Annotated in this window: 21 protein-coding genes; 11 read left to right on the forward strand and 10 right to left on the reverse strand. The window is 73.3% G+C overall.

The window, feature by feature from the left end; translation table 11 throughout:
* Positions 1-1,056, forward strand: coding sequence for a LacI family DNA-binding transcriptional regulator (locus ABD437_RS09825; RefSeq protein ID WP_344648454.1), 1,056 nt, complete (start codon positions 1-3; stop codon positions 1,054-1,056).
* Here the strand turns inward: ABD437_RS09825 and ABD437_RS09830 are convergent.
* The gene (locus ABD437_RS09830) at positions 1,053-2,012 is read right to left on the reverse strand and encodes an NADPH:quinone oxidoreductase family protein (protein WP_344648455.1); all 960 of its coding nucleotides are present in this window, start codon (positions 2,010-2,012) and stop codon (positions 1,053-1,055) included. The genes ABD437_RS09825 and ABD437_RS09830 overlap by 4 nt on opposite strands.
* Positions 2,013-2,222: 210 nt before the next feature.
* Between ABD437_RS09830 and ABD437_RS09835 the strand changes: the two genes are divergently transcribed.
* Genes ABD437_RS09835 through ABD437_RS09860 form a run of 6 tightly spaced genes read left to right on the forward strand, consistent with a single transcriptional unit; the run spans position 2,223 to position 8,228 of the window.
* Complete coding sequence (locus ABD437_RS09835) at positions 2,223-3,050, forward strand: STAS domain-containing protein (RefSeq protein ID WP_344648456.1); 828 nt, start codon at positions 2,223-2,225, stop codon at positions 3,048-3,050.
* A gap of 1 nt (position 3,051) precedes the next feature.
* Positions 3,052-3,465 carry an STAS domain-containing protein gene (locus tag ABD437_RS09840; protein ID WP_344648457.1) on the forward strand — a complete coding sequence of 138 codons (414 nt, stop codon included), beginning with the start codon at positions 3,052-3,054 and terminating at the stop codon, positions 3,463-3,465.
* A gap of 8 nt (positions 3,466-3,473) precedes the next feature.
* Positions 3,474-3,890 carry an anti-sigma regulatory factor gene (locus tag ABD437_RS09845; protein ID WP_344648458.1) on the forward strand — a complete coding sequence of 139 codons (417 nt, stop codon included), beginning with the start codon at positions 3,474-3,476 and terminating at the stop codon, positions 3,888-3,890.
* A complete protein-coding gene (locus ABD437_RS09850; RefSeq protein WP_344648459.1) occupies positions 3,878-4,936 on the forward strand; it encodes an ATP-binding protein in 1,059 nt (352 codons plus the stop codon). The genes ABD437_RS09845 and ABD437_RS09850 overlap by 13 nt, the downstream gene beginning before the upstream one ends.
* Positions 4,933-6,660, forward strand: a complete 1,728-nt coding sequence (locus ABD437_RS09855; protein WP_344648460.1) for an ATP-binding protein — start codon at positions 4,933-4,935, stop codon at positions 6,658-6,660. The genes ABD437_RS09850 and ABD437_RS09855 overlap by 4 nt, the downstream gene beginning before the upstream one ends.
* The gene (locus ABD437_RS09860) at positions 6,657-8,228 is read left to right on the forward strand and encodes a SpoIIE family protein phosphatase (protein WP_344648461.1); all 1,572 of its coding nucleotides are present in this window, start codon (positions 6,657-6,659) and stop codon (positions 8,226-8,228) included. The genes ABD437_RS09855 and ABD437_RS09860 overlap by 4 nt, the downstream gene beginning before the upstream one ends.
* Here ABD437_RS09860 and ABD437_RS09865 read toward each other — a convergent pair.
* Together ABD437_RS09865 and ABD437_RS09870 are read right to left on the reverse strand one after the other, a co-directional pair.
* Positions 8,214-9,365, reverse strand: coding sequence for an acyl-CoA dehydrogenase family protein (locus tag ABD437_RS09865; RefSeq protein WP_344648462.1), 1,152 nt, complete (start codon positions 9,363-9,365; stop codon positions 8,214-8,216). The two genes, ABD437_RS09860 and ABD437_RS09865, sit on opposite strands and share 15 nt — an antisense overlap.
* Positions 9,362-10,213: a 3-hydroxybutyryl-CoA dehydrogenase gene (locus ABD437_RS09870; protein ID WP_344648463.1), complete on the reverse strand. Its 852-nt coding sequence runs from the start codon at positions 10,211-10,213 to the stop codon at positions 9,362-9,364. The genes ABD437_RS09865 and ABD437_RS09870 overlap by 4 nt, the downstream gene beginning before the upstream one ends.
* Positions 10,214-10,270: 57 nt before the next feature.
* Here ABD437_RS09870 and ABD437_RS09875 point away from each other — a divergent pair, with 57 nt between their 5' ends.
* On the forward strand, positions 10,271-10,966 hold the full coding sequence (locus tag ABD437_RS09875; protein ID WP_344648464.1) for a TetR/AcrR family transcriptional regulator: 696 nt from the start codon (positions 10,271-10,273) through the stop codon (positions 10,964-10,966).
* Here ABD437_RS09875 and ABD437_RS09880 read toward each other — a convergent pair.
* Together ABD437_RS09880 and ABD437_RS09885 are read right to left on the reverse strand one after the other, a co-directional pair.
* Positions 10,959-11,732 (reverse strand): hypothetical protein, encoded by a 774-nt coding sequence (locus ABD437_RS09880; RefSeq protein WP_344648465.1) that lies wholly within the window; start codon positions 11,730-11,732, stop codon positions 10,959-10,961. The genes ABD437_RS09875 and ABD437_RS09880 overlap by 8 nt on opposite strands.
* Complete coding sequence (locus ABD437_RS09885; protein WP_344648466.1) at positions 11,713-12,084, reverse strand: winged helix-turn-helix transcriptional regulator; 372 nt, start codon at positions 12,082-12,084, stop codon at positions 11,713-11,715. The genes ABD437_RS09880 and ABD437_RS09885 overlap by 20 nt, the downstream gene beginning before the upstream one ends.
* Positions 12,085-12,134: 50 nt before the next feature.
* Here ABD437_RS09885 and ABD437_RS09890 point away from each other — a divergent pair, with 50 nt between their 5' ends.
* Positions 12,135-12,995: an aldo/keto reductase family oxidoreductase gene (locus tag ABD437_RS09890; RefSeq protein WP_344648467.1), complete on the forward strand. Its 861-nt coding sequence runs from the start codon at positions 12,135-12,137 to the stop codon at positions 12,993-12,995.
* Between the two features lie 44 nt (positions 12,996-13,039).
* On the opposite strand, the gene katG is transcribed toward ABD437_RS09890, so the two are convergent.
* From katG to ABD437_RS09905, 3 genes are read right to left on the reverse strand one after another with little or no spacing between them, the layout of a single operon-like run.
* Positions 13,040-15,307 carry a catalase/peroxidase HPI gene (gene katG, locus ABD437_RS09895; protein ID WP_344648468.1) on the reverse strand — a complete coding sequence of 756 codons (2,268 nt, stop codon included), beginning with the start codon at positions 15,305-15,307 and terminating at the stop codon, positions 13,040-13,042.
* A 25-nt stretch (positions 15,308-15,332) separates the two neighbouring features.
* Positions 15,333-15,761, reverse strand: a complete 429-nt coding sequence (locus tag ABD437_RS09900; protein ID WP_344648469.1) for a Fur family transcriptional regulator — start codon at positions 15,759-15,761, stop codon at positions 15,333-15,335.
* Between the two features lie 56 nt (positions 15,762-15,817).
* Entirely contained in the window at positions 15,818-16,681 is an 864-nt protein-coding gene (locus ABD437_RS09905; RefSeq protein WP_344648470.1) for a Gfo/Idh/MocA family protein, read from the reverse strand.
* A 37-nt stretch (positions 16,682-16,718) separates the two neighbouring features.
* On the opposite strand from ABD437_RS09905, the gene ABD437_RS09910 reads away from it, so the two are divergent.
* Positions 16,719-18,179, forward strand: a complete 1,461-nt coding sequence (locus tag ABD437_RS09910; RefSeq protein ID WP_344648471.1) for a cryptochrome/photolyase family protein — start codon at positions 16,719-16,721, stop codon at positions 18,177-18,179.
* 1 nt (position 18,180) lies between these two features.
* On the opposite strand, the gene ABD437_RS09915 is transcribed toward ABD437_RS09910, so the two are convergent.
* Positions 18,181-18,801, reverse strand: a complete 621-nt coding sequence (locus ABD437_RS09915) for a TetR/AcrR family transcriptional regulator (protein WP_344648472.1) — start codon at positions 18,799-18,801, stop codon at positions 18,181-18,183.
* A 90-nt stretch (positions 18,802-18,891) separates the two neighbouring features.
* Here ABD437_RS09915 and ABD437_RS09920 point away from each other — a divergent pair, with 90 nt between their 5' ends.
* On the forward strand, positions 18,892-19,407 hold the full coding sequence (locus ABD437_RS09920; protein ID WP_344648473.1) for an ester cyclase: 516 nt from the start codon (positions 18,892-18,894) through the stop codon (positions 19,405-19,407).
* A 79-nt stretch (positions 19,408-19,486) separates the two neighbouring features.
* On the opposite strand, the gene ABD437_RS09925 is transcribed toward ABD437_RS09920, so the two are convergent.
* The gene (locus ABD437_RS09925) at positions 19,487-21,208 is read right to left on the reverse strand and encodes a sensor histidine kinase (RefSeq protein ID WP_344648474.1); all 1,722 of its coding nucleotides are present in this window, start codon (positions 21,206-21,208) and stop codon (positions 19,487-19,489) included.
* Positions 21,209-21,260: the final 52 nt, after the last annotated feature.

Genomic DNA, 21,260 nt, shown 5'->3' on the forward strand with positions numbered 1-21,260 from the left:
GTGGGGACCGACACCGGTCGGGAACGACCGGCCACGCTCGAGGACATCGCGCGCGAGGCGGGCGTGGCCCTCTCGACCGCGTCGCGGGTGCTCGAACGGGCCCGCACCGGCGGCCGGGTCGACACCCCGAAAGCGATCCGGGTGCTGGAGGTCGCGGCCGACCTGGAGTACGAACCCAACCTGTTCGCGGCCAGCCTGCGCACCAACCGCACCTACACCCTCGGGGTGCTCGTCCCGCGCCTGACCGACATCGTGCTGAGCACGATCTACGAGGGCATCGACGCCGGCGCGGCCGACGCCGGGTACCAGTCGGTCGTCGCGAACACGATGGACGATCCGCGGCAGCAGCGCCTGCGGGCCGAGAAGCTCCTCCAGCGCGGCGTCGACGCGCTGTTGTTCGGCGACGCCCAGCTCGACGACCCGTTCCTCGACGAACTGGCCGCGCGCGGCGTGCCGTTCGCGCTGTTCAGCCGGCGCCATCCGCGTTACCCCTCGGCCACCTGCGACGACTACGAGGGTGGCCGGCTGGCCGGCAACCACCTCGCCGACCTCGGCCACCGGGACGTCGCCGTGCTGGCCGGCCGGCCGTACGCCTCCACCGGGGTCGACCGCACCGCGGGATGCCTGGACGCGCTGCGCGAGCGGGGCATCACGGTGGCCGCGCACCGGATCGTCCACTCCGGCTTCGACCCCGAGGCCGGCTACGTCGCGGCCCGCGCGATGTTCGCCGCCGGCGACGGGCCCACCGCGGTGTTCGTGGTCAACGACATGGCCGCGATCGGTGCGATGGGCGCGCTGCGCGACCTGGGCGTCGCGGTCGGCCGCGAGGTGGCGGTGGTCGGCTTCAACGACATCTCGATCGCCGCCGACGTGTCACCCGCGCTGACCAGCATCGTCAGCCCGCTCGACACGATGGGCCGCGAGGCCGTGCGGCTGGTGCTCGACCGCGTCAAGGCCCCCGGGAGCCCCGCGGCCCGGGTGCTGCTCCCGCCCCGGCTGGTGGTGCGGGAGTCGTCCGACCCGTCGGCGGGAACCCGCCGCCACCCGGAGCGCTAGCGAACCGCCAGCAGCACCTTGCCGGTGGCGCGGCGCTCGTCGAGTTCAAGCAGGGCCCGGCCCGCCTCCTCCAGCGGGAACGAGCGGCCGAGCACCGGCTCGAGCTTGCCCGCCGCCAGCAGCGGCGCCAGGTCGGCCCACTGCTCCTGCAGGTACTCCGGCTGCGGCACCCAGAACGCGCCCCAGCCGACGCCGACCACACTGATGTTGTTGAGCAGCAGGCGGTTGACCTTGACCTGCGGGATCTCCCCGCCGGTGAAGCCGATGACCAGCAGCCGGCCCTCGCGCGCGAGGCTGCGCAGCGAGTCGGTGAAGCGGTCGCCGCCGACCGGGTCCACCACGAGGTCGACGCCGTGGCCACCGGTGAGCTCCTTGGCCGCGTCCTTGAACCCGTCGGCGAGGATCACCTCGTCGGCACCGGCCGCACGGGCCGTGTCGATCTTGTCCTTGGTCGAGACGACCGCGATCACCCGCGCGCCGAGGGCCGACGCCAGCTGCACCGCCGCCGTGCCGACCCCACCGGCGGCGCCGTGCACCAGCACGGTCTCGCCCGCGCGCAGCTGCCCGCGCCGCACCAGTCCGAAGTGCACCGTGAGGTAGTTCATCGGCAGCGCCGCGCCGGCCTCGAACGACACCGCGTCGGGCAGCGGGAACACCTGCGCCGGGCGCGCGGTGACCACCTCGGCGAAGCCCCCCAGGGCGGGGAACGCGGCGACGCGCTGCCCGGGCGCGAACCCGGGGCCGGAGCGGACGACGCCGGCGACCTCCGAGCCGGGCACGAACGGCAACGGCGGCTTCAGCTGGTACTCGCCGCGGCTCTGCAGCACCTCGGGGAACGTGACGCCGGCGACGTGCACGTCGATGACGACGTCCTCGGGCCCGGCGGCCGGCTCGTCGACCGTTACCACCTCGAGTGCGGCCGGACCGTTGAGGCTGGTGATCTGCACTGCGCGCACGCGGGCTCCTCGGGGCGACGACGGTTACCGCCCAGTAGATCAGACGGCGCCGCTCCCGGACCAGCACCACGAGCAGACCGGCGGCGACCACGGTGAGTCGTCGGTCACCTACGAACGGACGGTCTCGACCGGCACCGTGCCGCCCTCTGTCATAGTTGCCGGGGCCGTCGTCACCGGGCGGCCGGTACCTCACCGGATCGGAGCTCACGGATGTCCCAGACCCACTCGCCGCAGGGCCTCGTGCCCGTCCTCGCGGGCGACCCGGAGGGCATTGTCGACGAGTGGACCGCGATCGTCGCCGACAGCCTCCGCGGCCGCGTCAGCCGCGCCGAGGTGCGCTCCGAGCTGGCCGATCTCTACCGGGCCCTGCGGGCCGGTCTGGACGACGCCGTCGACACCGCGTCGTTCGGCGAGTTACGCGCGCTGCTGAGCGAACTGTCGCGCGCCCGCGCGATCCAGGGTTTCTCCCCGCGCGAGACCGCGGTGAGCGTGTTCGCGCTCAAGCAGGTCGTCAGCCGCCGGATCGGGGACGACCTGCCGCTGAGCGGGTTCCTCGAGTTCTCGGAGCTGATCGACGACCTCGGCCTCCAGACGTTCGAGGCGTACTCGCAGGCGCGCGAGCAGATCATCGCCGAGCAGGCCGAGCAGCTCCTGGAGCTCTCGACGCCGGTGGTCCGGCTCTGGGACGGCATCATCGCGGTGCCGCTGGTCGGCACGCTCGACTCCGCGCGGGCGCAGACCGTGATGGAGCAGTTACTCGAGGCGCTCACCACCTACGACGCCGACTACGCGATCATCGACATCACCGGCGTGCCCGCGGTCGACACCCAGGTCGCCCAGCACCTGCTCAAGACCGTGATGGCGGCCCGCCTGATGGGCGCCGAGGCGATCATCTCCGGCATCCGGCCGCAGATCGCGCAGACCATCGTGGCGCTCGGCATCGAGTTCGGGGACATCGCGACCAAGGCCAGCCTGGCCGACGCGCTGTCGCTGGCCCTGCGCCGCCAGGACGCCGCCCGCGCCGCGAGCGGTGCGTGACGTGGACGCCATCCCGATCCTGAAGCTCGACGACGTCCTGCTGCTCTCGATCCAGGTCGACCTGTCCGACCAGACCGCGATCGCGATGCAGGACGCGCTGGCCGAGCGCATCACCGCGACCGGGGCGCGCGGTGTCGTCATCGACATCACCGCGCTGGAGATCGTCGACTCGTTCATCGGCCGGATCCTCGCCACGACCGCGTCGGTGTCCCGGCTGCTCGACGCCGACACCGTCGTGGTGGGCATGCGCCCCGCGGTGGCGATCACGCTCGTCGAGCTGGGCCTGTCGCTGGGCGAGGTGCGTACCGCGCTGAACCTGGAGAAGGGTCTGGCGCTACTGCGCCGGGCCTGGGCGGCCGGCGCCGAGGACTCCCGGTCGATCGCGCCGACGCTGCACGCACCCGAGAGCCGGTGAGACCGGCCGTGACCCTTCCGGCCGCCGGGCAGCCGCAGCGGCAACCGATCGCGTCCGACGAGGACGTGGTGCGGGTACGGCAGCTGGTCCGGTCGGTGGCGGTGGCGGTCAAGCTGTCGCTGATCGACCAGACCAAGCTCGTCACCGCGGCCAGCGAGCTGGCCCGCAACACCCTGCTCTACGGCGGGGGCGGGACCGCCGAGGTCACCGCGGTGCAGAACGGCGCCCGGCGCGGGGTGCGGGTCGTGTTCGCCGACGAGGGGCCCGGCATCGCCGACCTCGACCTGGCGATGACCGACGGCTGGACCTCCGGCGGAGGGATGGGCCTCGGGCTGTCGGGTTCGCGGCGTCTCGTCGACGAGTTCGACCTCGACACCGAGGTCGGCCGGGGTACCCGGATCACGGTGGCCAAGTGGAGCCGCTGATCGGCGCCGAGGTGCTGTGGATCCCGATCGACGACACCAGCGCGGTCGGGGCGGCCCGGCGGATGGCCACCGGGCTGGCGGACCGGGCCGGTTTCGACGAGGCGCGCTCGGGCGAGCTGGCGATCGCGGTCACCGAACTGGCCGGCAACCTGCACCGGCACGCCCACGACGGCGCGATGGCGTTACGGCTCACCCGCCCGTACTCCTCGGCCGACGGCACCGCCGAGCCGGCCGTCGAGGTGATCGCGCTGGACCACGGCCCGGGCATGGCGGACTTCGAGGCGCACCTGCGCGACGGGTACTCCACCGGCGGCACGCTCGGGGTGGGGCTCGGCGCGGTCACCCGGCTGGCGTCGACGTTCGACGCCTGGTCGCAGCCGGAACGCGGAACCGTGGTCGCCGCGCGGTTCGCGGCCCCGCGCCGCCCGATCACCCGGATCGGCGCACCGGCGGCGCCCGGCCGGGACCGCGCGGCCGGGCTCACGCGGCCGATGGCCGGGGAGACCGCGTGCGGGGACGCCTACGCGGTCCGGCGCACCGCGGACGGCGTGGTGGCCGTGCTCTGCGACGGCCTCGGGCACGGCCCGCTGGCCGCCCGCGCGGCCCAGCGCGCCGTCGAGGTGTTCACCGAGACCGCCGACGAGGACGTGACCGCGCTGGTCACCCGCCTGCACCGGGAGCTGAGACCGACCCGGGGCGCCGCGGTGGGCGTCGTGCGCCTCGACCAGACCCGCGGCCTGGTGCAGTTCGCCGGGCTGGGCAACGTCGCCGGCGCGGTGCTGCGGTCGGGCGAGCGCAGCCGCCACGTCACGTCGATGCCGGGCATCGCCGGGCACCAGGCCCGCACGATCCGGTCGTTCGACTACCCGGTCGAGGGCAACGCGCTGATCGTGCTGCACACCGACGGGCTGAGCACCCGCTGGTCGTTCGACGGGCAGTGGGGGCTCGCGGGCCACGACCCGCTGGTGATCGCGGCCGCGCTCCTGCGCGACGCCGGTACCCGCCGCGACGACGCCGGCGTCCTCGTCCTGACGAGCCGGCCGTGACCGACGACGTCGTGCTGCGCGTGCACCTGCGCGGCGAAGCGGACGTCTTCGCGCTCCGTCACAGCGGCCGGGCGGTCGCGGCGGCGGTGGGCCTGGACTCGTCCGACCAGACCCGGGTGGCGACGGCGCTGAGCGAGGTCGGGCGGGTGCTGCTGGCCGAGCCCACCGCGGTGACCGCGCTGTTCCGGGCGTCGGTGCGCGCGCTACGCGTCGAGTTGTCCGGCGTCACCGACCGCGCGCTGGCCGGTGCGCGCGAGCGGCCGGGTCCGGACGGGCTGGCCGGCGCGGCCCGGCTGGTGGACGACCTGCGGGTCGAGCAGGACGCGGCGAACGTGACGATCACGCTGGTCAAGACCGTGCGGACACCGATCGATACGGCCCGGGTCCGGACCGAGCTGGCCGCGTTGCGCCCCACCACCCCGGCCGACGAGCTGTGGCGGCAGAACCAGGAGCTGCTCGCCGCCCTGGACGAGGCCGAGCGCAACCGGGACGCGCAGATCCGCATGAACGAGGAGCTGGAGGAGACCAACCGGGGTGTGCTGGCCCTCTACAACGAGCTGACCGAGGAGCTGGAGCACACCAACCAGGGTGTGGTGGCGCTCTACGCCGAGCTCGAGGACCGCTCCCAGCGGCTGCGCGAGGCCAACGACGCCAAGACCCGCTTCCTCCGGCACGTCAACCACGAGCTGCGCGCGCCGGTGAACTCGATCCTCGGGCTGGTGCGGGTGATGACCACGGTGGCCGACCCGCCGTTCTCGGCCGAGCAGGAACACCAGATCGAGCTCGTCGGCCGGTCCGCGGCCGATCTGCTGCGGATGGTCAACGACCTGCTCGACCTGGCCAAAGCCGAAGCCACCCGGATCCAGCCGACCTGGGAGGCGGTGGACCTGCGTGTGCTGCTCGGGCAGCTCCGTGCCGCGCTGGCGCCGGCGAACGCGCGCGCGGAGGTCACGCTCGTGGTGGCCGACCCCGACCCGCCGCCGGCCCTGCAGAGCGACGGCCTGCTGCTGACCCACGTGCTGCGTAACCTGATGACGAACGCGCTGAAGTACACGGTGCGCGGTGAGGTGCGCCTCGACGTGCGTGCCGCGGCCGGGACGATCACGTTCGTCGTCACCGACACCGGCATCGGCATCGCGGCCGACCAGCAGGAGCGCATCTTCGAGGAGTTCTACCAGGTGCCGGGCGCGCTGCAGGCCCAGGTGGGCGGCACCGGGCTCGGGCTGGCGCTGGTCCGCCGGCTGGTGGCCGCCCTCGGCGGCGAGCTCGACCTGCGCAGCGTGCCGGACGAGGGCACGACGGTGACCGTGGTGCTCCCCCGCGCGCCGCAGCGACCGGCCGGTGAGGCCGGACAGCCACGGTCCGGGCCGACCCGGATCGTCGTCGTCGACGACGACCCCACGTTCCGGCGGGTGCTGCGGTCGACGCTCGAGGAACTGGACGGCGACGACCGCGAGATCGCCGAGGTGGCCGACGCCCGCGAAGCGCTGCCGGTGATCCGGCGGGTGCGCCCGCACGTCGTCTTCCTCGACCTGCGGATGCCCGGGGTGAGCGGCGAGGAGATCCTGGCCGCACTGCGGGCCGAGGAGGCGCTGGCCGCGACCCCGGTGGTGGTCGTCACCTCGGAGACCAGCTGGACCCCCACCGACGACCCGCTCGTCACCGTGCTGTCGAAGACCGCACTCGACGTGGCCGCGGTGGCTGACGCGGTGCGCCGCTCGTGACCGTCCCGGAACGCGCCGCCACCGTGCTCGTCGTCGACGACGCCGCGGCCAACCGGTACGTCCTCGGCACCTGGCTGCGGCGCGCCGGGCACCGGGTCGTGGAGGCCGCGACCGGCACGGAGGCGCTCGCCCGGGTGGACGACACCGACGTCGAGCTGGTCTTCCTCGACGTCAACCTGCCGGACCTGGACGGTTTCACCGTCTGCGACCGGATCAAGAACAACCCGGCGGCGGCCGGTGTGCCGGTCGTGTTCGTCTCGGCCACGTCGGTCGACGTCACCGACCGCACCCGGGGCCTCTCCGAGGGCGCCGACGCCTACCTGACCGAGCCGATCGACCCGGACGAGCTGGTCGCCACCGCGCACGCGATGCTGCGGTACTCGCGGGCCCGGCAGCGGGCCGAGCGGCTGGCCCGCCGGTTGGCGCTGCTGGCCTCCGCGACGCTGACGATCAACGCCGCGCGGTCGGTGGAGGACGTGCTGGCCGCGGCGGCGAGCGGTGCGTCCGCGGTGTTCGACGCGCCCGCGGTGGCCAGCGCGGTCGACCACGCCGGTGACGGCATCACGGTGGCGGCGTCCGGAGGCCGCTCCCGGGCGTACCGTCACCCGGCGGCCGGCGGGCTGATCGAGGACGGCGTGCAGGTCGTGACCGACCCTCCGCCGCACTGGCTGCAGGCGCTCGAGCCGACCGGCCCCGGCACCCCGTGGCTGGCCTCGGTGGTACCGGCCCGGCCGCGGCGGGCACCGACCGCGGTGGCGCTGCTCCGGCCGGGCACCGCGCACGAGGACGAGGACCGGGACCTGCTCAGCCAGCTCGGGCAGGCCACCGCGCTGGCCGTCGACGCGTTGCGCTCCTACGCCGAGGAGCGCGACGTGGCGCTGACGATCCAGCGCAGCCTGCTCCCCCGCGATCTGCCCGCGGTGCGTGGCGCCCAGGTGGCGTTCCGGTACGTGCCGGCGATCGCGACCGCCGAGATCGGCGGTGACTTCTACGAGATCGCCGACGTCGACGGCCGCCTGCTGGTCGCGATCGGCGACGTCGTCGGCCACTCGCTGCGCGCGGCCACCGTGATGGCCGAGCTGCGCCACGCGCTGCGTGCGTACGCGGTCGACGGGCACGGCCCGGCCGAGATCCTGTCCCGCCTGGACGCGATGCTGCGCCGCTACCACCCGGGGACGCTGGCCACCGTGCTGCTGCTCACCGTCGACCCCGCCACCGGCACCGTGGTCGCCGCCAGCGGGGGCCACCTGCCGCCGCTGCTGTCCACGACCGCGGGCGCGGAGTACGTCGGCGTGCGGGGCACGATCCTCGGGGTCGGGCCGTTCCGGCGCCCGGAGGTGACGTTCACGATCCCCGACGGCGGCAGCCTGGTGCTGGTCACCGACGGCCTGGTGGAGATGCGCGGCACGGCCATCGACGAGGGCATGGAGCAGCTGCGGACGCTGTCCATGCCCGTCGACGACGACCTCGAGCGCTACTGCGACCGGGTGCTGCGTGTCCTGGCCGAGAGCCGCGGCGAGGACGACATCGCACTGCTGGTGCTCCGCCGCACGTCAGCGCAGCAGTGAGCGGGCCGCCACCAGGCGCTGGATCTGGTTGGTGCCCTCGTAGATCTGGGTGATCTTCGCGTCGCGCATCATCCGCTCCACCGGGAAGTCCTGCGTGTACCCGGCGCCGCCGAGCAGCTGCACCGCGTCGGTGGTGATCCTCATGGCGGTGTCGGAGGCCTGGCACTTCGCGGCCGCGCCGAAGAACGGCAGGTCGTCGTCGCCGCGCTCGGACTTGGCCGCGGCCACGTACACCAGCTGCCGGGCGGCTTCCAGGCTGATCGCCATGTCGGCGAGCATGAACTGGATGGCCTGGAAGTCGGCCACCCGCTTACCGAACTGCTTGCGCTCCCGGACGTAGGCGGTGGCCACGTCGAGCGCGCCCTGGGCGATGCCGACGGCCTGCGCGCCGATCGTGACCCGGGTGTGGTCGAGCGTGCGCAGCGCGATCTTGAGGCCGTCGCCCACGTCGCCGACCCGCCGGTCGTCGGGGATCCGGACGTTGTCGAGCAGCACCTCGCGGGTCGGGGACCCCTTGATGCCGAGCTTGCGCTCGGGCGCGCCGAACGTCACCCCGGCGTCGCTCTTCTCGACGACGAACGCGGTGGCGTTGGCCCCGCGCCGGCCGTCCGGGTCGGTGATCGCGAGCACGGTGTAGTACTCCGAGACCCCGGCGTTGGTGATCCAGGCCTTGGCTCCGTTGAGCACCCACTCGTCGCCGTCGCGGCGGGCGCGGGTACGCATCGAGGCGGTGTCGCTGCCGGCCTCGCGCTCGCTGAGCGCGTAGGAGAACCCGGCCTCGCCGCGGGCCAGCGGCGGCAGGTAGCGCTGCTTGACCTCCTCGGACGCCGCCAGCAGCAGCGGCATGCTCCCGAGCTTGTTCACCGCCGGGATCAGCGACGAGGACGCGCAGCCGCGCGCGACCTCCTCGATGATCAGGCAGACCGCGAGCGCGTCCGCGCCGACGCCGCCGTACTCCTCGGGCACGTGCGCGGCGTGGAAGTCACCCGCCACCAGCGCGGCCTGGGCCTCGTGCGGGTACGACGCGGTCGCGTCGACCTCGGCGGCGTGCGGCGTGATCTTGTCGGCGACCAGGTCGCGCACGGCCGCGCGGAGGTCGTCGTGGTCGTCGGACAGCCGGAACAGGTCGAACGTCATTTCGTGTCCTTGTATGCGTAGAAACCCCGGCCGGTCTTGCGGCCGAGGAGCCCGGCGTCGACCATGCGCGACAGCAGCGGCGGCGGGGCGTAGAGCGGTTCCTTGAACTCGGCGTAGAGCGACTCGGCGACGGCGTGCACGGTGTCGAGCCCGATCAGGTCGCACAGCGCGAGCGGGCCCATCGGGTGGGCGGCGCCGCGCACCATGCCCTGGTCGATGTCGTCCGCGGTGGCGAACCCGGACTCCATCATCCGCACCGCGGAGAGCGTGTACGGGATGAGCAGCGCGTTGACGATGAACCCGGCCCGGTCCTGCGCGACGATCACGTGTTTGCCCAGCACACCGGCGATGAAGTCGCGGGCGGTGTCGGCGACGTCCGGGTCGGTCAGCAGGCTCGGCACCAGCTCCACCAGGTTGAGCACCGGCACCGGGTTGAAGAAGTGGATGCCGACCACGTGCTCGGGGCGGGACGTGGCCACGCCCAGCCGCATGATCGGGATCGACGAGGTGTTCGACGCCAGGATCGCGTCGGGGAACTCGACGATCTTGTCGAGCTGTTCGAAGATCGCGACCTTGGCCGCCTCGTCCTCGGCGACCGCCTCGATGACGATCTCGCGGTCGGCGAGGTCGGTCAGCTCGGTGGTGAACCGGATGCGCCCCAGCACGGTCGCGGCGTCGTCGACCTTGCGCCGCGCCGCCGAGCGCTGCAGCGAGGTGGCCAGGCGCTGCCGTCCGCGCTCCAGGGCGTCGGCGGTGGTCTCGACGACGACCACGTCCAGGTCGGCCAGCGCGCAGACCTCGGCGATGCCGGACCCCATCAGCCCGCAGCCCACGATTCCGACTCTCATGCGACCTCCTGGTACTGGGTTCCGCTCTATGGTACTCAGTACCAGGGAGGTGGACGAATGGTCAACGAGTCCGCGCGGGAACGGCTGACCGCCGCGGCGTTCGCCCTGTTCGAGGAGCAGGGGTACGAGCAGACGACGGTCGAGGACATCGCCGCCCGGGCCGGTGTCGGCCGGACGACGTTCTTCCGGGCCTTCGGCGCGAAGGACGACGTGATCTTCCCCCACCACGAGTCACTTCTCGTCGCCGTGCGTGACCGGTTCCACGCGGCCGCACCCGACGCCGGGGTGCCCGCGATCGTCGAAGGCGCCCGTCTGGTACTTACCCACTACCTCGACGAGGGCGACCTGGCCCGGGCGCGGTACCGGCTGACCCGCACGGTGCCGGCGCTGCGCCAGCGCGAGATCAGCGGCCTGCAGCAGTACCAGCGGCTGTTCCGCGAGTTCGCGGTGGACCGCGGCATCGGCGGCGACCCGCTGCACGCCGAACTGCTGGCCAACGCCGTGGTCACCGCCCACAACTACGTGTTGCGCCGCTGGCTGCGCGGCGTCGGCGCGGACCCGCTCGACGAGTTCGACCGGGCGATGGCCGACGTCCTGCGGCTGTTCGGCGGCTCGGGCGGCCCGGGCGGCCCGGGCGGCCCGGTGGACGAGCACGCCGCCGTCGTCGTGTTCCGCACCACCCGCGATCTGGACGCGGTGCTGCCGGGCCTGCGCCTGGCGCTGGCGGACGCGACGCCGGAGACGCTCAGCTGAGCGCGAGCCGGTAGGCGCTCTCGGCGCGGTCGAAGTCGACGATCAGGCCGCCCGCGGCGAGCGGGCCGGCCAGGGCCTCGCGCACCGACCGGCGCCAGTTCCCGGCCGCCACCGGGTCGCGCCGGCGCAGGTCCTCGATGTCCGGCGGCACCGGGACGCGGGGTCCGTCCACCGGGGTCGCGACCCCGTCGTCGCAGGCCCGGCGGGTGCGCTCGTCGTCGAGGTGCCAGCGGACCAGCAGCCGGTCGGACGGGTCGTCGCCGTTCAGGCCGTCGACCAGCCGCCCGTAGTGGTCGACGAGATAGGTGTCCGCGACGCCGCCGAGCTTGCGCAGGTTGAAGTGCGCGTTGCGGCTGATCAGCGGGTCGAACGTCCAGGTCACCTCGGTGACCGCGTGGTCCATGGCGTAGGCGCGCTGGTCGAGTTTCAGCGCCAGCCCGACGTCGCCGCCGCGGGCGCCCGCCCGGACCCCGGCGATGTGGCTGTGCAGGCGCGCGCTTCCCGGCGGGCCCCAGACCGCGACGCAGGCGCCGAGCATCAACCCGGCCCGGAACGCCCCCACGACGTAGCTACCGGCGTCGATCAGCGCGCGGACGACGTCGGCCGGCACCGGTACCTGGCTCGCGCCGGTCTGCCAGACGTCCCGGAACAGCTGCTCGCAGCCGACCGCGTCCGCCAACGACTCCAGCGGCCGGACCCGGACGCCGGCGCGCCGGGCCGCCCGCCGCGCGGCGGCGCGGGCCGCCTCACACGGCGGTTCGGGCATCGTGGGCCTTCCGGTGCGCGAACACGTCGTCCATGTGCTCCTCCGCCCAGCTCTTCACGCCGCGCACGGTGGCGAGCAGCGACCAGCCGAGGTCGGTCAGCTCGTAGGTGACCGAGATCGGCACGGTGGGCTCGACGGTACGGCTGACCAGGCCGTCGCGCTCCAGGGTGCGCACGGTCTGGGTGAGCATCTTCTGGCTGACGCCGTCGAGCCGGCGGGCGAGCTCGGAGTAGCGCAGCGGGCCGTCGCTCAGGGCGCAGAGCGTCAACGTGCTCCACTTGTCGGAGATGCGGTCGAGCAGCTGCCGGCTCGGACACTGGGCCAAGAAGGCGTCATACGGAGCGTTACGCACTTTGAGGTGCCTACTTCCCGCTAGAGAGTTACCTGTTCATAGTAGGTCCCATGACAGAACTTCCTGGCGGGACATGGATGTTGGGCGACCTGAGCGTCACCCGGTTCGGGTACGGCGCGATGCAGCTGGCCGGGCCCTGGGTCCTGGGCCCGCCCGCCGACCACGCCGGCGCGCTCGCGGTGCTGCGGACGGCGGTCGAGCTCGGCGTCACCCACATCGACACCTCCGACGCCTACGGGCCGTCGGTCACCAACGAGCTGATCCGCGAGGCACTCCACCCCTACCCGGCGTCGCTGCACGTCGTGACCAAGGTCGGCGCCCGCCGCGACGCCCAGGGCGGCTGGCCCACCGCGCGTGACCCCGAGAGCCTGCGCCGTCAGGTCCGCGAGAACCTCGACCACCTCGGCCTGGACGTCCTCGACGTGGTCAACCTCCGGCTGGGCGACGCCGAGGGGCCGGTGGCCGAGCCGGTCGCGGCCGCGTTCGAGACGCTCGCCGAGCTGCGCGGGCAGGGGCTGATCCGGCACCTCGGGGTGAGCAACGCGACCCCGGAGCAGGTCGCCGAGGCGCGGGCGATCGCGCCGATCGTCTGCGTGCAGAACATGTACAACCTCGCGCACCGCCACGACGACGACCTGATCGACGCGCTCGCCGCCGACGGCATCGCCTACGTGCCGTTCTTCCCCCTCGGCGGCTTCAGCCCGCTGCAGTCCGAGGCGCTCTCGGCGGTGGCGGCCCGGCTGGGGTCGACGCCGATGTCGGTGGCGCTGGCCTGGCTGCTGCAGCGGTCACCGAACGTGCTGCTGATCCCGGGCACGTCGTCGGTGGCCCACCTGCGCGAGAACGCCGCCGGGGCCGGGCTCGTCCTGTCGGCGGACGACGTCGCCGAGCTGGACAAGATCGGCCGATAGAAAAGCGGGCCCGGCCGATGGCCGGGCCCGCTCTGCGGTGTTGCTCAGGCCAGGTCGTACCGGTCGAGCTCCGACACCTTCACCCACGCGGCGACGAAGTCCTTGACGAACTTGTCGCGCGCGTCCTCGCTCGCGTACACCTCGGCGAGGGCACGCAGCTGCGAGTTCGAGCCGAAGATCAGGTCGACCGCGGTGGCGGTCCACTTCAGCTCACCGGTGGTGACGTCGGTGATGTCGTAGACGTTCTCGTCGGTCGCCGACGCCTTCCACTTCGTCCCCGGCGACAGCAGGTTGACGAAGAAGTCGTTGGTGAGAACGCCCGGCTGGTCGGTGAAGACGCCGTGCTTCGCGCCACCGACGTTGTTGCCCAGCGCACGCAGGCCACCGACCAGGACGGTCATCTCCGGCGCGGTCAGGTTCAGCAGGTACGCGCGGTCGACGAGCAGCGTCTCGGGCTGGAGCTTCTCGCCGGAGCGCAGGTAGTTGCGGAACCCGTCGGCCCGCGGCTCGAGCACCGCGAACGACTCGACGTCGGTCTGCTCCTGGGTGGCGTCGGTGCGGCCGGGCCGGAACGGCACGGTCACGTCGACGCCCGCGTCCTTCGCGGCCTTCTCGATCGCGGCGTTGCCGGCCAGGACGATCAGGTCGGCGACCGAGATCTGCGCGCCACCGGCGGCGTTGAACTCACGGGCGATGCTCTCGAGCTTCTCGATCACCGGGCCGGTGCCCTGGTTGACGGCCCAGCTGCGCTGCGGCTCGAGGCGGAGGCGAGCACCGTTGGCGCCACCCCGCTTGTCGGTCGAGCGGAAGCTCGCGGCCGACGCCCACGCCGTCCGCACCAGCTCGGAGACGCTCAGGCCGGACTCGAGCACCGTGGCCTTGAGCGCGGCCACGTCGGCGTCCCCGACGAGCTGGCCCTCGACGGCGGGCACCGGGTCCTGCCAGAGCTGCGGCTCGGCCACCCACGGGCCGAGGAAGCGGCTGACCGGGCCCATGTCGCGGTGCAGCAGCTTGTACCAGGCCTTGGCGAACGCCAGCGCGAACTCGTCCGGGTTCTCCAGGAACCGGCGCGAGATCTTGTCGTACTCCGGGTCCATGCGCAGCGACAGGTCGGTCGTGAGCATCGTCGGGCGGTACTTCTTGGTGGCGTCGAACGGGTCCGGGATGATCTCGTCGGACGTCTTCGCCACGTACTGCTTGGCGCCGCCGGGGCTCGTGGTGAGCTCCCACTCGTAGCCGTACAGGATCTCGAAGAAGCGGTTGCTCCACTGGGTGGGCTTGTCGGTCCAGGTGACCTCGAGGCCGGACGTGATCGTGTCCTTGCCCTTGCCGCTCTCGTAGGTGCTCAGCCAGCCCAGGCCCTGGGCCTCGATCGGCGCACCCTCGGGCTCGGCGCCCACGTGGTCGTCGGCGATGCCGGCGCCGTGGGTCTTGCCGAACGTGTGGCCACCGGCGATGAGGGCGACGGTCTCCTCGTCGTTCATCGCCATCCGGCCGAACGTCTCGCGGATGAAGTGCGCCGCGGCGATCGGGTCGGCGCTGCCGCGCGGGCCCTCGGGGTTGACGTAGATCAGGCCCATCTCGGTGGCGCCGACGTCCTCGGCCATCTCCGAGTCGGAGACGTAGCGCTCGTCACCCAGCCAGGCGTCCTCGGGGCCCCAGAAGATCTCTTCCGGCTCCCAGGTGTCGGCGCGGCCGAAGCCGAAGCCGAACGTCTTGAAGCCCATCGACTCCAGCGCGACGTTGCCCGCCAGGACCAGCAGGTCGGCCCAGGAGATCTTCTGGCCGTACTTCTGCTTCACCGGCCAGAGCAGGCGGCGGGCCTTGTCCAGGTTGGCGTTGTCCGGCCAGCTGTTCAGCGGCGCGAACCGCTGGCCGCCGTCGCCGGCGCCACCGCGGCCGTCGCCGATGCGGTAGGTGCCCGCGGCGTGCCAGCTCAGGCGGATCATCAGGCCGCCGTAGTGGCCGAAGTCGGCCGGCCACCAGTCCTGCGAGGTGGTGAGGACCTCGGTGATGTCGCGCTTGAGCGCCTCGACGTCGAGTTTCTTGAACTCCTCGGCGTAGTCGAAGTCCTCGCCCAGCGGGTTGACCTTCGACGAGTGGGCGTGCAGCACGGTCAGGTCGAGGCTGTTGGGCCACCAGTCCCGGTTGGTGTGCGGGCGGCCGCCGGTCTTCGGCTTCGGCGAGTCGATCGCCGGGTTCTCGCTCTCGCTGCCGTGCGAGGTGACCGAGTCGTGCGCGACCGGGCAGCCCGACGCCGCTTTCTGGTCTACACCTTGCGCGCTGGAGGGAGCGTTGTCTGGGGAGCTCATCTGCGTCCTTCCGAACTGCGTTGTTTCACTGGGCATTACGACTAGCCGAACATTCGGGGCATATGCCCCAAAAGACGACCTCCGCCTCATCCACCACAAAACCATGGTCGTCCGAGGCAGTGAGACAGGGGGCATGGCCGACGGCACAGTCGACGTCGGCGATCGCGCCGCAGGAGCGGCACACGACGTGGTGGTGGTTGTCCCCCACCCGGGACTCGTACCGGGCGGTGGCACCGGCCGGCTCGATCCGCCGCACCAGCCGGGCGGCGGTCAGCGCGTGCAGCACGTCGTACACCGCCTGGCGGGACACCGTCGGCAGTTCCTCCCGGACCAGCGCGAACACGGTGTCGGTGTCCACGTGCGGGTGGCCGTGCAGCGCGGCCAGCACCGCGAGACGCGGGCGGGTCACGCGCAGCTCGGCCGTCCGCAGCTGCGCTACGAAGTCGGGCGTCACGGAACCGAACCCTAGTGCACTTTTCTGGACCAGATCAAGTTCTGCTCTGGACTAGTTCAACTCTTGAGCGCGGCCTCGGCGGCGGTGAGCAGCCGCTGCAGCTCGAGACCGCGGTGGACGTCGGGCGACGGGCTCTTCCCGCTGGCGACCGCCTCGGCGAACGTCGACGCGATGCGCCGCTGCACGGTCGCCGGGTCCTCCGCGCCCGGGTCGGCGAGGTCGATGCGCCCGCCGTCGGTGATCGCCTCGCACCTCATCGGTCCGTGCGCGCCGGGCGTGGCGATCGAGAGCACCGCGGAGCTGACCGCACCGCCGGCGTGCTCGAACGTCACCGCGGTGACCGCGCCCGCCCGCCGGGCGTGCACCACGGTGGCCGGGCCCGCGGCCGACTCGAGCAGGTCGAACACGTGCGGACCGACGTCCGGCAGCGCGGCCTCCGGGCGGCGCCAGGGCGTGGCGAAGAACGAGCCGGGCATCGCGCCGCTGCCGACGAACTCCGCGCGCAGGACCCGCGGACCGGCCGTCCGCACCCGCTCCACGAACTCCGGCACGGCCGCCGACCAGCGGTTGGTGAGCATCAGCTGGGTGACGACGCCCGCCGCGTCGGCCGCGGCCGCGACCCGCTCGGCGGCCTCGAGGCCGAACGCGACCGGCTTCTCCAGCAACAGGTGCTTGCCGGCCGCGGCCGCGCGCGGCGCGAGCTCGGCCTGCACGTCCGGCGGGACCGCGAACGCCACCGCGTCGCAGGTGCCGAGGAGCGCGTCGAAACTGTCGGCCACCGGCACGCCCAGCGCACGCGCGGCCTCGGGGCGACGCGCCCACACCGCGGCCAGGCTGGTGCCCGGCCCGGCCGCGAGCATCGGCCCGGTGAAACTCGTCGCCCAGGGACCCGCTCCGACCAGCCCGACACGCACCGTCATCCCTCGATCCTACGGGCGGCGAAATAGCCTCGTGCGGGTGGAGAGACGCTGGCTGTTCGCCGATCAGTTGGGGCCGCACTTCCTCGACGCGCCGGACCAGCCGGTGCTGCTCGTCGAGTCGAAGGCGGTGTTCCGGCGGCGGGTGTTCCACCGGCAGAAGGCCCATCTGGTGCTGTCCGCGCTGCGGCACCGGGAGGCCGCGGGCGACGACGTGCGTCTCGTCCGGTCCGAGACGTACGCGGAGGCGCTCACCGAGCCGGTCAGCGTGTGTCACCCGACCTCGCGGGCCGCCCGCGCGTTCGTCCAGCGCCTGGACACGGTGGAGATGCGGCCACCGCGCGGGTTCGTCACCGCGCCGGGAGACTTCGTGGCCTGGGCGGACGGGAGGAAGCACCTGCGCCTCGAGGACTTCTACCGCTTCGCCAGGCGTCAGCACGACGTGCTGATGGACGGGGACGAACCGGCCGGCGGGCACTGGAACTACGACGCCGAGAACCGGGAGCCGCCGCCCCGGGGCGCGCGCACGCTCGACGTCCCACCGCCCCCGCCGATCCGCGAGGACGCCATCGACGACGAGGTGCGCGCCGACCTCGACCGATGGCAGCACGACGAGGGCATCGAGTTCGTCGGCAACGACGGGCCGCGCCTGTTCCCGGCGACCAGGACCGAGGCGCTGGCCCGCCTGCGTCACTTCGTCGAGCACCGGCTCCCGGCGTTCGGGCCGCACGAGGACGCGATGCTCGCGAACGATCCACTGATGGCCCACAGCCTGCTCAGCGCGGCGATCAACCTGGGGCTGCTGGATCCGCGCGAGGTCGTCGACCGGGCCGAGCAGGCCTACCGGTCCGGCGCGGCGCCGCTGGCCGGCGTGGAGGGCTTCACCCGGCAGATCCTCGGCTGGCGTGACTTCGTCTGGCATCTGTACTGGTACTTCGAGCCCCGGTACCGCACCGCCAACGCGCTGGACGCCCGCCGCGCCCTCCCGGCCTGGTTCGCCTCGCTGGACGCCGACGCGGTCGAGGCGCGCTGCCTGTCCGACGTGCTCGCCGGGGTGCGCGACCGCGGCTGGGTGCACCACATCCCCCGGCTGATGGTGCTGGGCAACTACGCGATGCAGCGCGGCTGGCGGCCCGGCGCGGTCGCCGACTGGTTCCACCGGTGTTTCGTCGACGGCTACGAGTGGGTGATGACCGCGAACGTCATCGGCATGAGCCAGTTCGCCGACGGCGGCCGGATGAGCACCAAGCCCTACGCGGCCGGCGGCGCCTACATCAACCGGATGAGCGACTACTGCGGCGGCTGCCGCTACGACCCGAAACACCGCACCGGCGACGACGCCTGCCCCTACACCGCCGGGTACTGGAGCTTCCTGGCGCGCCACGAGGACACGCTCGAGGGCAACCACCGCATGCGCCGGCCGCTGCGCGGCCTGCGCCGGCTCGACGACCTGGACGCCCTGGTCGAGCAGGAGGAGGCCCGCGGCTCGCGCGCGCCGTGACTCAGCTCAGGACCGTGGCGTCGAGGGTCTCGCGCAGCCAGCGTTCGTAGTCCTCGCCGGTCCAGCCCCGTTCGTCGAGCAGGAGCCACACCGCCGGTGAGTTGAGCGTCCAGACGGTGTCGATCGCCCGGTCGCGGCCGAGGCCCGGACGCAGCCAGCCGTGCTCGTCCCAGGCGGTGACCGCCATCCGGGTGCCGATCAGGCGCTCCCCGTCGATCGTGCGCACGAACGCGTCGAGCTCCGGGTCGCTCCCCCGGGCCGGCACGACGACCCGCAGCACCGCACCGGCCCGCTCCATCAGCCACCGGGCCAGCGCGGCGTAGGCGCGGGTGGTCTCCCGGGGCGTGACCGCGCGGTGCACGGCGAGCGACTGCGGCCGCCCGGCGATCGGCACCGGCTCGTCGTCGCCGGCCATCGCGACGTCGTAGACGTCCTTGAGCAGCCCGGCCTTGCCGCCGAACCGCTTGTAGACGGTCTCCTGGGAGACGCCGGCGGCGCCGGCCACCGCCCGGATCGTCGTGCCGGCGTAGCCGTTGGCCAGGAACGACTCGCGGGCGGCGGCGAGGACGGCGGCGCGGGTCGCGCGCGCGGCCGCGGCACGCGTGCGGTTGTCGTAGGGCATGGATCTCCGGAATACCGTTTGCCACAGGGTTCGATACAGCCTACTGTCCTCAATTGTGTACAGCATCATGTATCGAATTTGGAGGGCAGCATGCACGACATCGCGGAACGAGCGATCCACCTGGTGATGGCGGGGACGGTGGCGGACCTGCGCGCGGTCGTCCACCCCGACGCGACCAACCGCGAGGCGGTGGACGAACCGCCGGCGTGCCGGGGCACCGGGCCGGAGGCCTTCTGGGCCACCGCGCTCTGGCTGCGCTCGGCGTTCAGCGAGCTGGCGTTCGCGGTCGACGAGAGCGTCGTCGAGGGCGACCTGGCGGTCACCTACGGGCGGATGTCCGGGCGCCAGACCGGGGACTTCGTGGTGTGGAACGCCGACGGCCGGGTGGAGCGGGCGTTCGCGCCGACCGGGCGGCGGTTCGAGGTGCGCCACGCCCACTTCCAGCGCGTGCGGAACGGGCTGGTGGTCGAGCACTGGGCCGTGCGCGACGACCAGTCGATGGCGTTGCAGCTGGGGTGGATCCCGCCGTCACCGCTCTACCTCGCCCGCTGCGCCCGGGCGACCCGCCGCGCCCGCCGGGCGGCCGCAGCCGCCACCGCCGCCTGACCACGGCCGCCTGACCACGGCCCCGGCGCGCGGACGGCCGGCCGGCGGGAGGCCGTGCGGCCCGGGCGGACCGTCCGGGTCAGGCGCTGGGGAGGCTGATGCGCAACCGGGTGCCGGCGCCGGGCTCGCTCTCGACGAGCGTGCGCCCGTGCAGCGCCCGGATGCGCCGGTCGATACCGGCCAGCCCGCCCCCGGGGATCACCCGCGCCCCACCCGGCCCGTCGTCGGCCACCACCCCGTGCAACCAGCCGTCGGCCTCGGTCACCTCGATCCGCACCCGGGCACCGGGGGCGTACTTGGCCACGTTCGTCAGGCCCTCGCAGAGCGCGAAGTACGCCGTCGCCTCCACCGCCGGCGGCTTGCGCCCGGCCCGCACCGCCACCCGCACCGCCAACCCCAACCGGGCCGCGACCTCGTCCAGCGCCGCCCCCAGCCCGTCGGTACGCAGCACCGACGGGTGCAGGCCGCGCGCCAGCGCCTCCAGGTCGGCGATCGTGCCCACCACCTCGGCCCGGCACGACACCGCCACCGACCGGGCCGGCTCCGGCAGCCCGGTCAGCCCTTCCAGCCGGGACGCCAGCGACACCAGCTGCCGCTGCGCCCCCTCGCGCAGGTCCTGCTCCAGGCGGCGCCGCTCCGCGGTCTCCCGCTCCTCCACCCGCGCCTGGGCCGCCAGCACCTGTTCCAGCTGCGCGGTCGCCACCGCCTGCAGCTGCGCGGTGAGCAACGCCTGCGAACCGGCACGCAGCACCGCGTCGACCATGGGTCCGCGCTCACGCAGGCCCTCGGCCAGCTCCACCAGCGCGAGCGGCTGCCGCTCGTCGATGCGTGCCTCGGCCAGCCACCGGCCCCCGGACGCACGCGGGCGGAGCACCAGCTGTCCACGCCGGTCGACGTAGCTGCGCTCGGACGGCACCCAGAACAGCAGGCTCAGCGCGGGGTCGCGCAGCGCGGTGGCCAGCGCGTCGCGCACCGAGGCCACCGACGACGTCGCCGAGGTCATCCGCACGACCCGGTGCGGCGCGTCCACCTCGCGCCAGCGTTCACGCAGCGCGCCGGAGAGCACGGCCAGCGGAACCGCCATCGCCAGGAGGTTCACCACGACGTAGAACGACAGCAGCGCGTCGAGTTCGGTCCAGGCGTCCGAGCCCGTCGTCAGCACCGCCGCGCCCACGCCGAAGAACCCGGTGGCCAGCAGCAGCGGGAGCCGCGCCGAGCGTTCCAGCTCGGGCAGGCGCCGGGCCTGGCGGAAGAGCACGACGAGGTACCAGACGACCAGCAGCAGCTGCAGGACGATCACGATCTCGACGGTCAGGTCGAAGATCCGGCGGTCGGACGCGAAGTTCGGCCACACCACGTCGGGGCGCAGGCCGTTCCACTCCGGACGCGACACGAGTCCGACCACGATCTGGCCGCCGATCAGCACCACGGCCGCGGACACCACCCAGGCCCGCTCGAACCGGCCGGCCAGCCGCCCGCCGGGATAGAGCAGCACGGCCGCACCCGACAGTACGTAGGCCGTGCCCTGCGCGAGGAACGAGATCAGCGGCCAGATCCCGCTGTTCCAGGTGACCACCCAGGCCAGGGCCACGCAGAACGCGCCGGTCACGAGGAGGAGACCGGACCGGCGGCGGCCGTCGGCGCTCCCGGCGAACAGCCCGCCGGCCGCGGCGAACCCGGCGCAGCCCAGGCAGGTCATCAGCGCGGCCGGCACGTGCTCGCGCCAGTAGGGCAGGCCGCAGACGACGGCGAGCAGCCCGGCGGCCGGCCCGACCAGCAGTGGGGCCGCACGCGACTTCACTGCGCCTCCCTGGAGGTCGGTTTCTCGGGGCATCGTACGGAGTCCCGGTGGC

It is taken from the genome of Cryptosporangium japonicum, from assembly GCF_039524755.1.
GTDB classification, from domain to species: domain Bacteria; phylum Actinomycetota; class Actinomycetes; order Mycobacteriales; family Cryptosporangiaceae; genus Cryptosporangium; species Cryptosporangium japonicum.

What these genes read in the sequence shown, in the direction of transcription:
- ABD437_RS09905 (WP_344648470.1), bottom strand. Translation starts at nt 16,681, where the DNA reads ATGACGGTGCGTGTCGGGCTGGTCGGAGCGGGTCCCTGGGCGACGAGT.
- ABD437_RS09870 (WP_344648463.1), bottom strand. Translation starts at nt 10,213, where the DNA reads ATGAGAGTCGGAATCGTGGGCTGCGGGCTGATGGGGTCCGGCATCGCC.
- ABD437_RS09835 (WP_344648456.1), top strand. Translation starts at nt 2,223, where the DNA reads ATGTCCCAGACCCACTCGCCGCAGGGCCTCGTGCCCGTCCTCGCGGGC.
- ABD437_RS09890 (WP_344648467.1), top strand. Translation starts at nt 12,135, where the DNA reads ATGACAGAACTTCCTGGCGGGACATGGATGTTGGGCGACCTGAGCGTC.
- ABD437_RS09865 (WP_344648462.1), bottom strand. Translation starts at nt 9,365, where the DNA reads ATGACGTTCGACCTGTTCCGGCTGTCCGACGACCACGACGACCTCCGC.
- katG (WP_344648468.1), bottom strand. Translation starts at nt 15,307, where the DNA reads ATGAGCTCCCCAGACAACGCTCCCTCCAGCGCGCAAGGTGTAGACCAG.
- ABD437_RS09915 (WP_344648472.1), bottom strand. Translation starts at nt 18,801, where the DNA reads ATGCCCTACGACAACCGCACGCGTGCCGCGGCCGCGCGCGCGACCCGC.
- ABD437_RS09875 (WP_344648464.1), top strand. Translation starts at nt 10,271, where the DNA reads ATGGTCAACGAGTCCGCGCGGGAACGGCTGACCGCCGCGGCGTTCGCC.
- ABD437_RS09880 (WP_344648465.1), bottom strand. Translation starts at nt 11,732, where the DNA reads ATGCCCGAACCGCCGTGTGAGGCGGCCCGCGCCGCCGCGCGGCGGGCG.
- ABD437_RS09920 (WP_344648473.1), top strand. Translation starts at nt 18,892, where the DNA reads ATGCACGACATCGCGGAACGAGCGATCCACCTGGTGATGGCGGGGACG.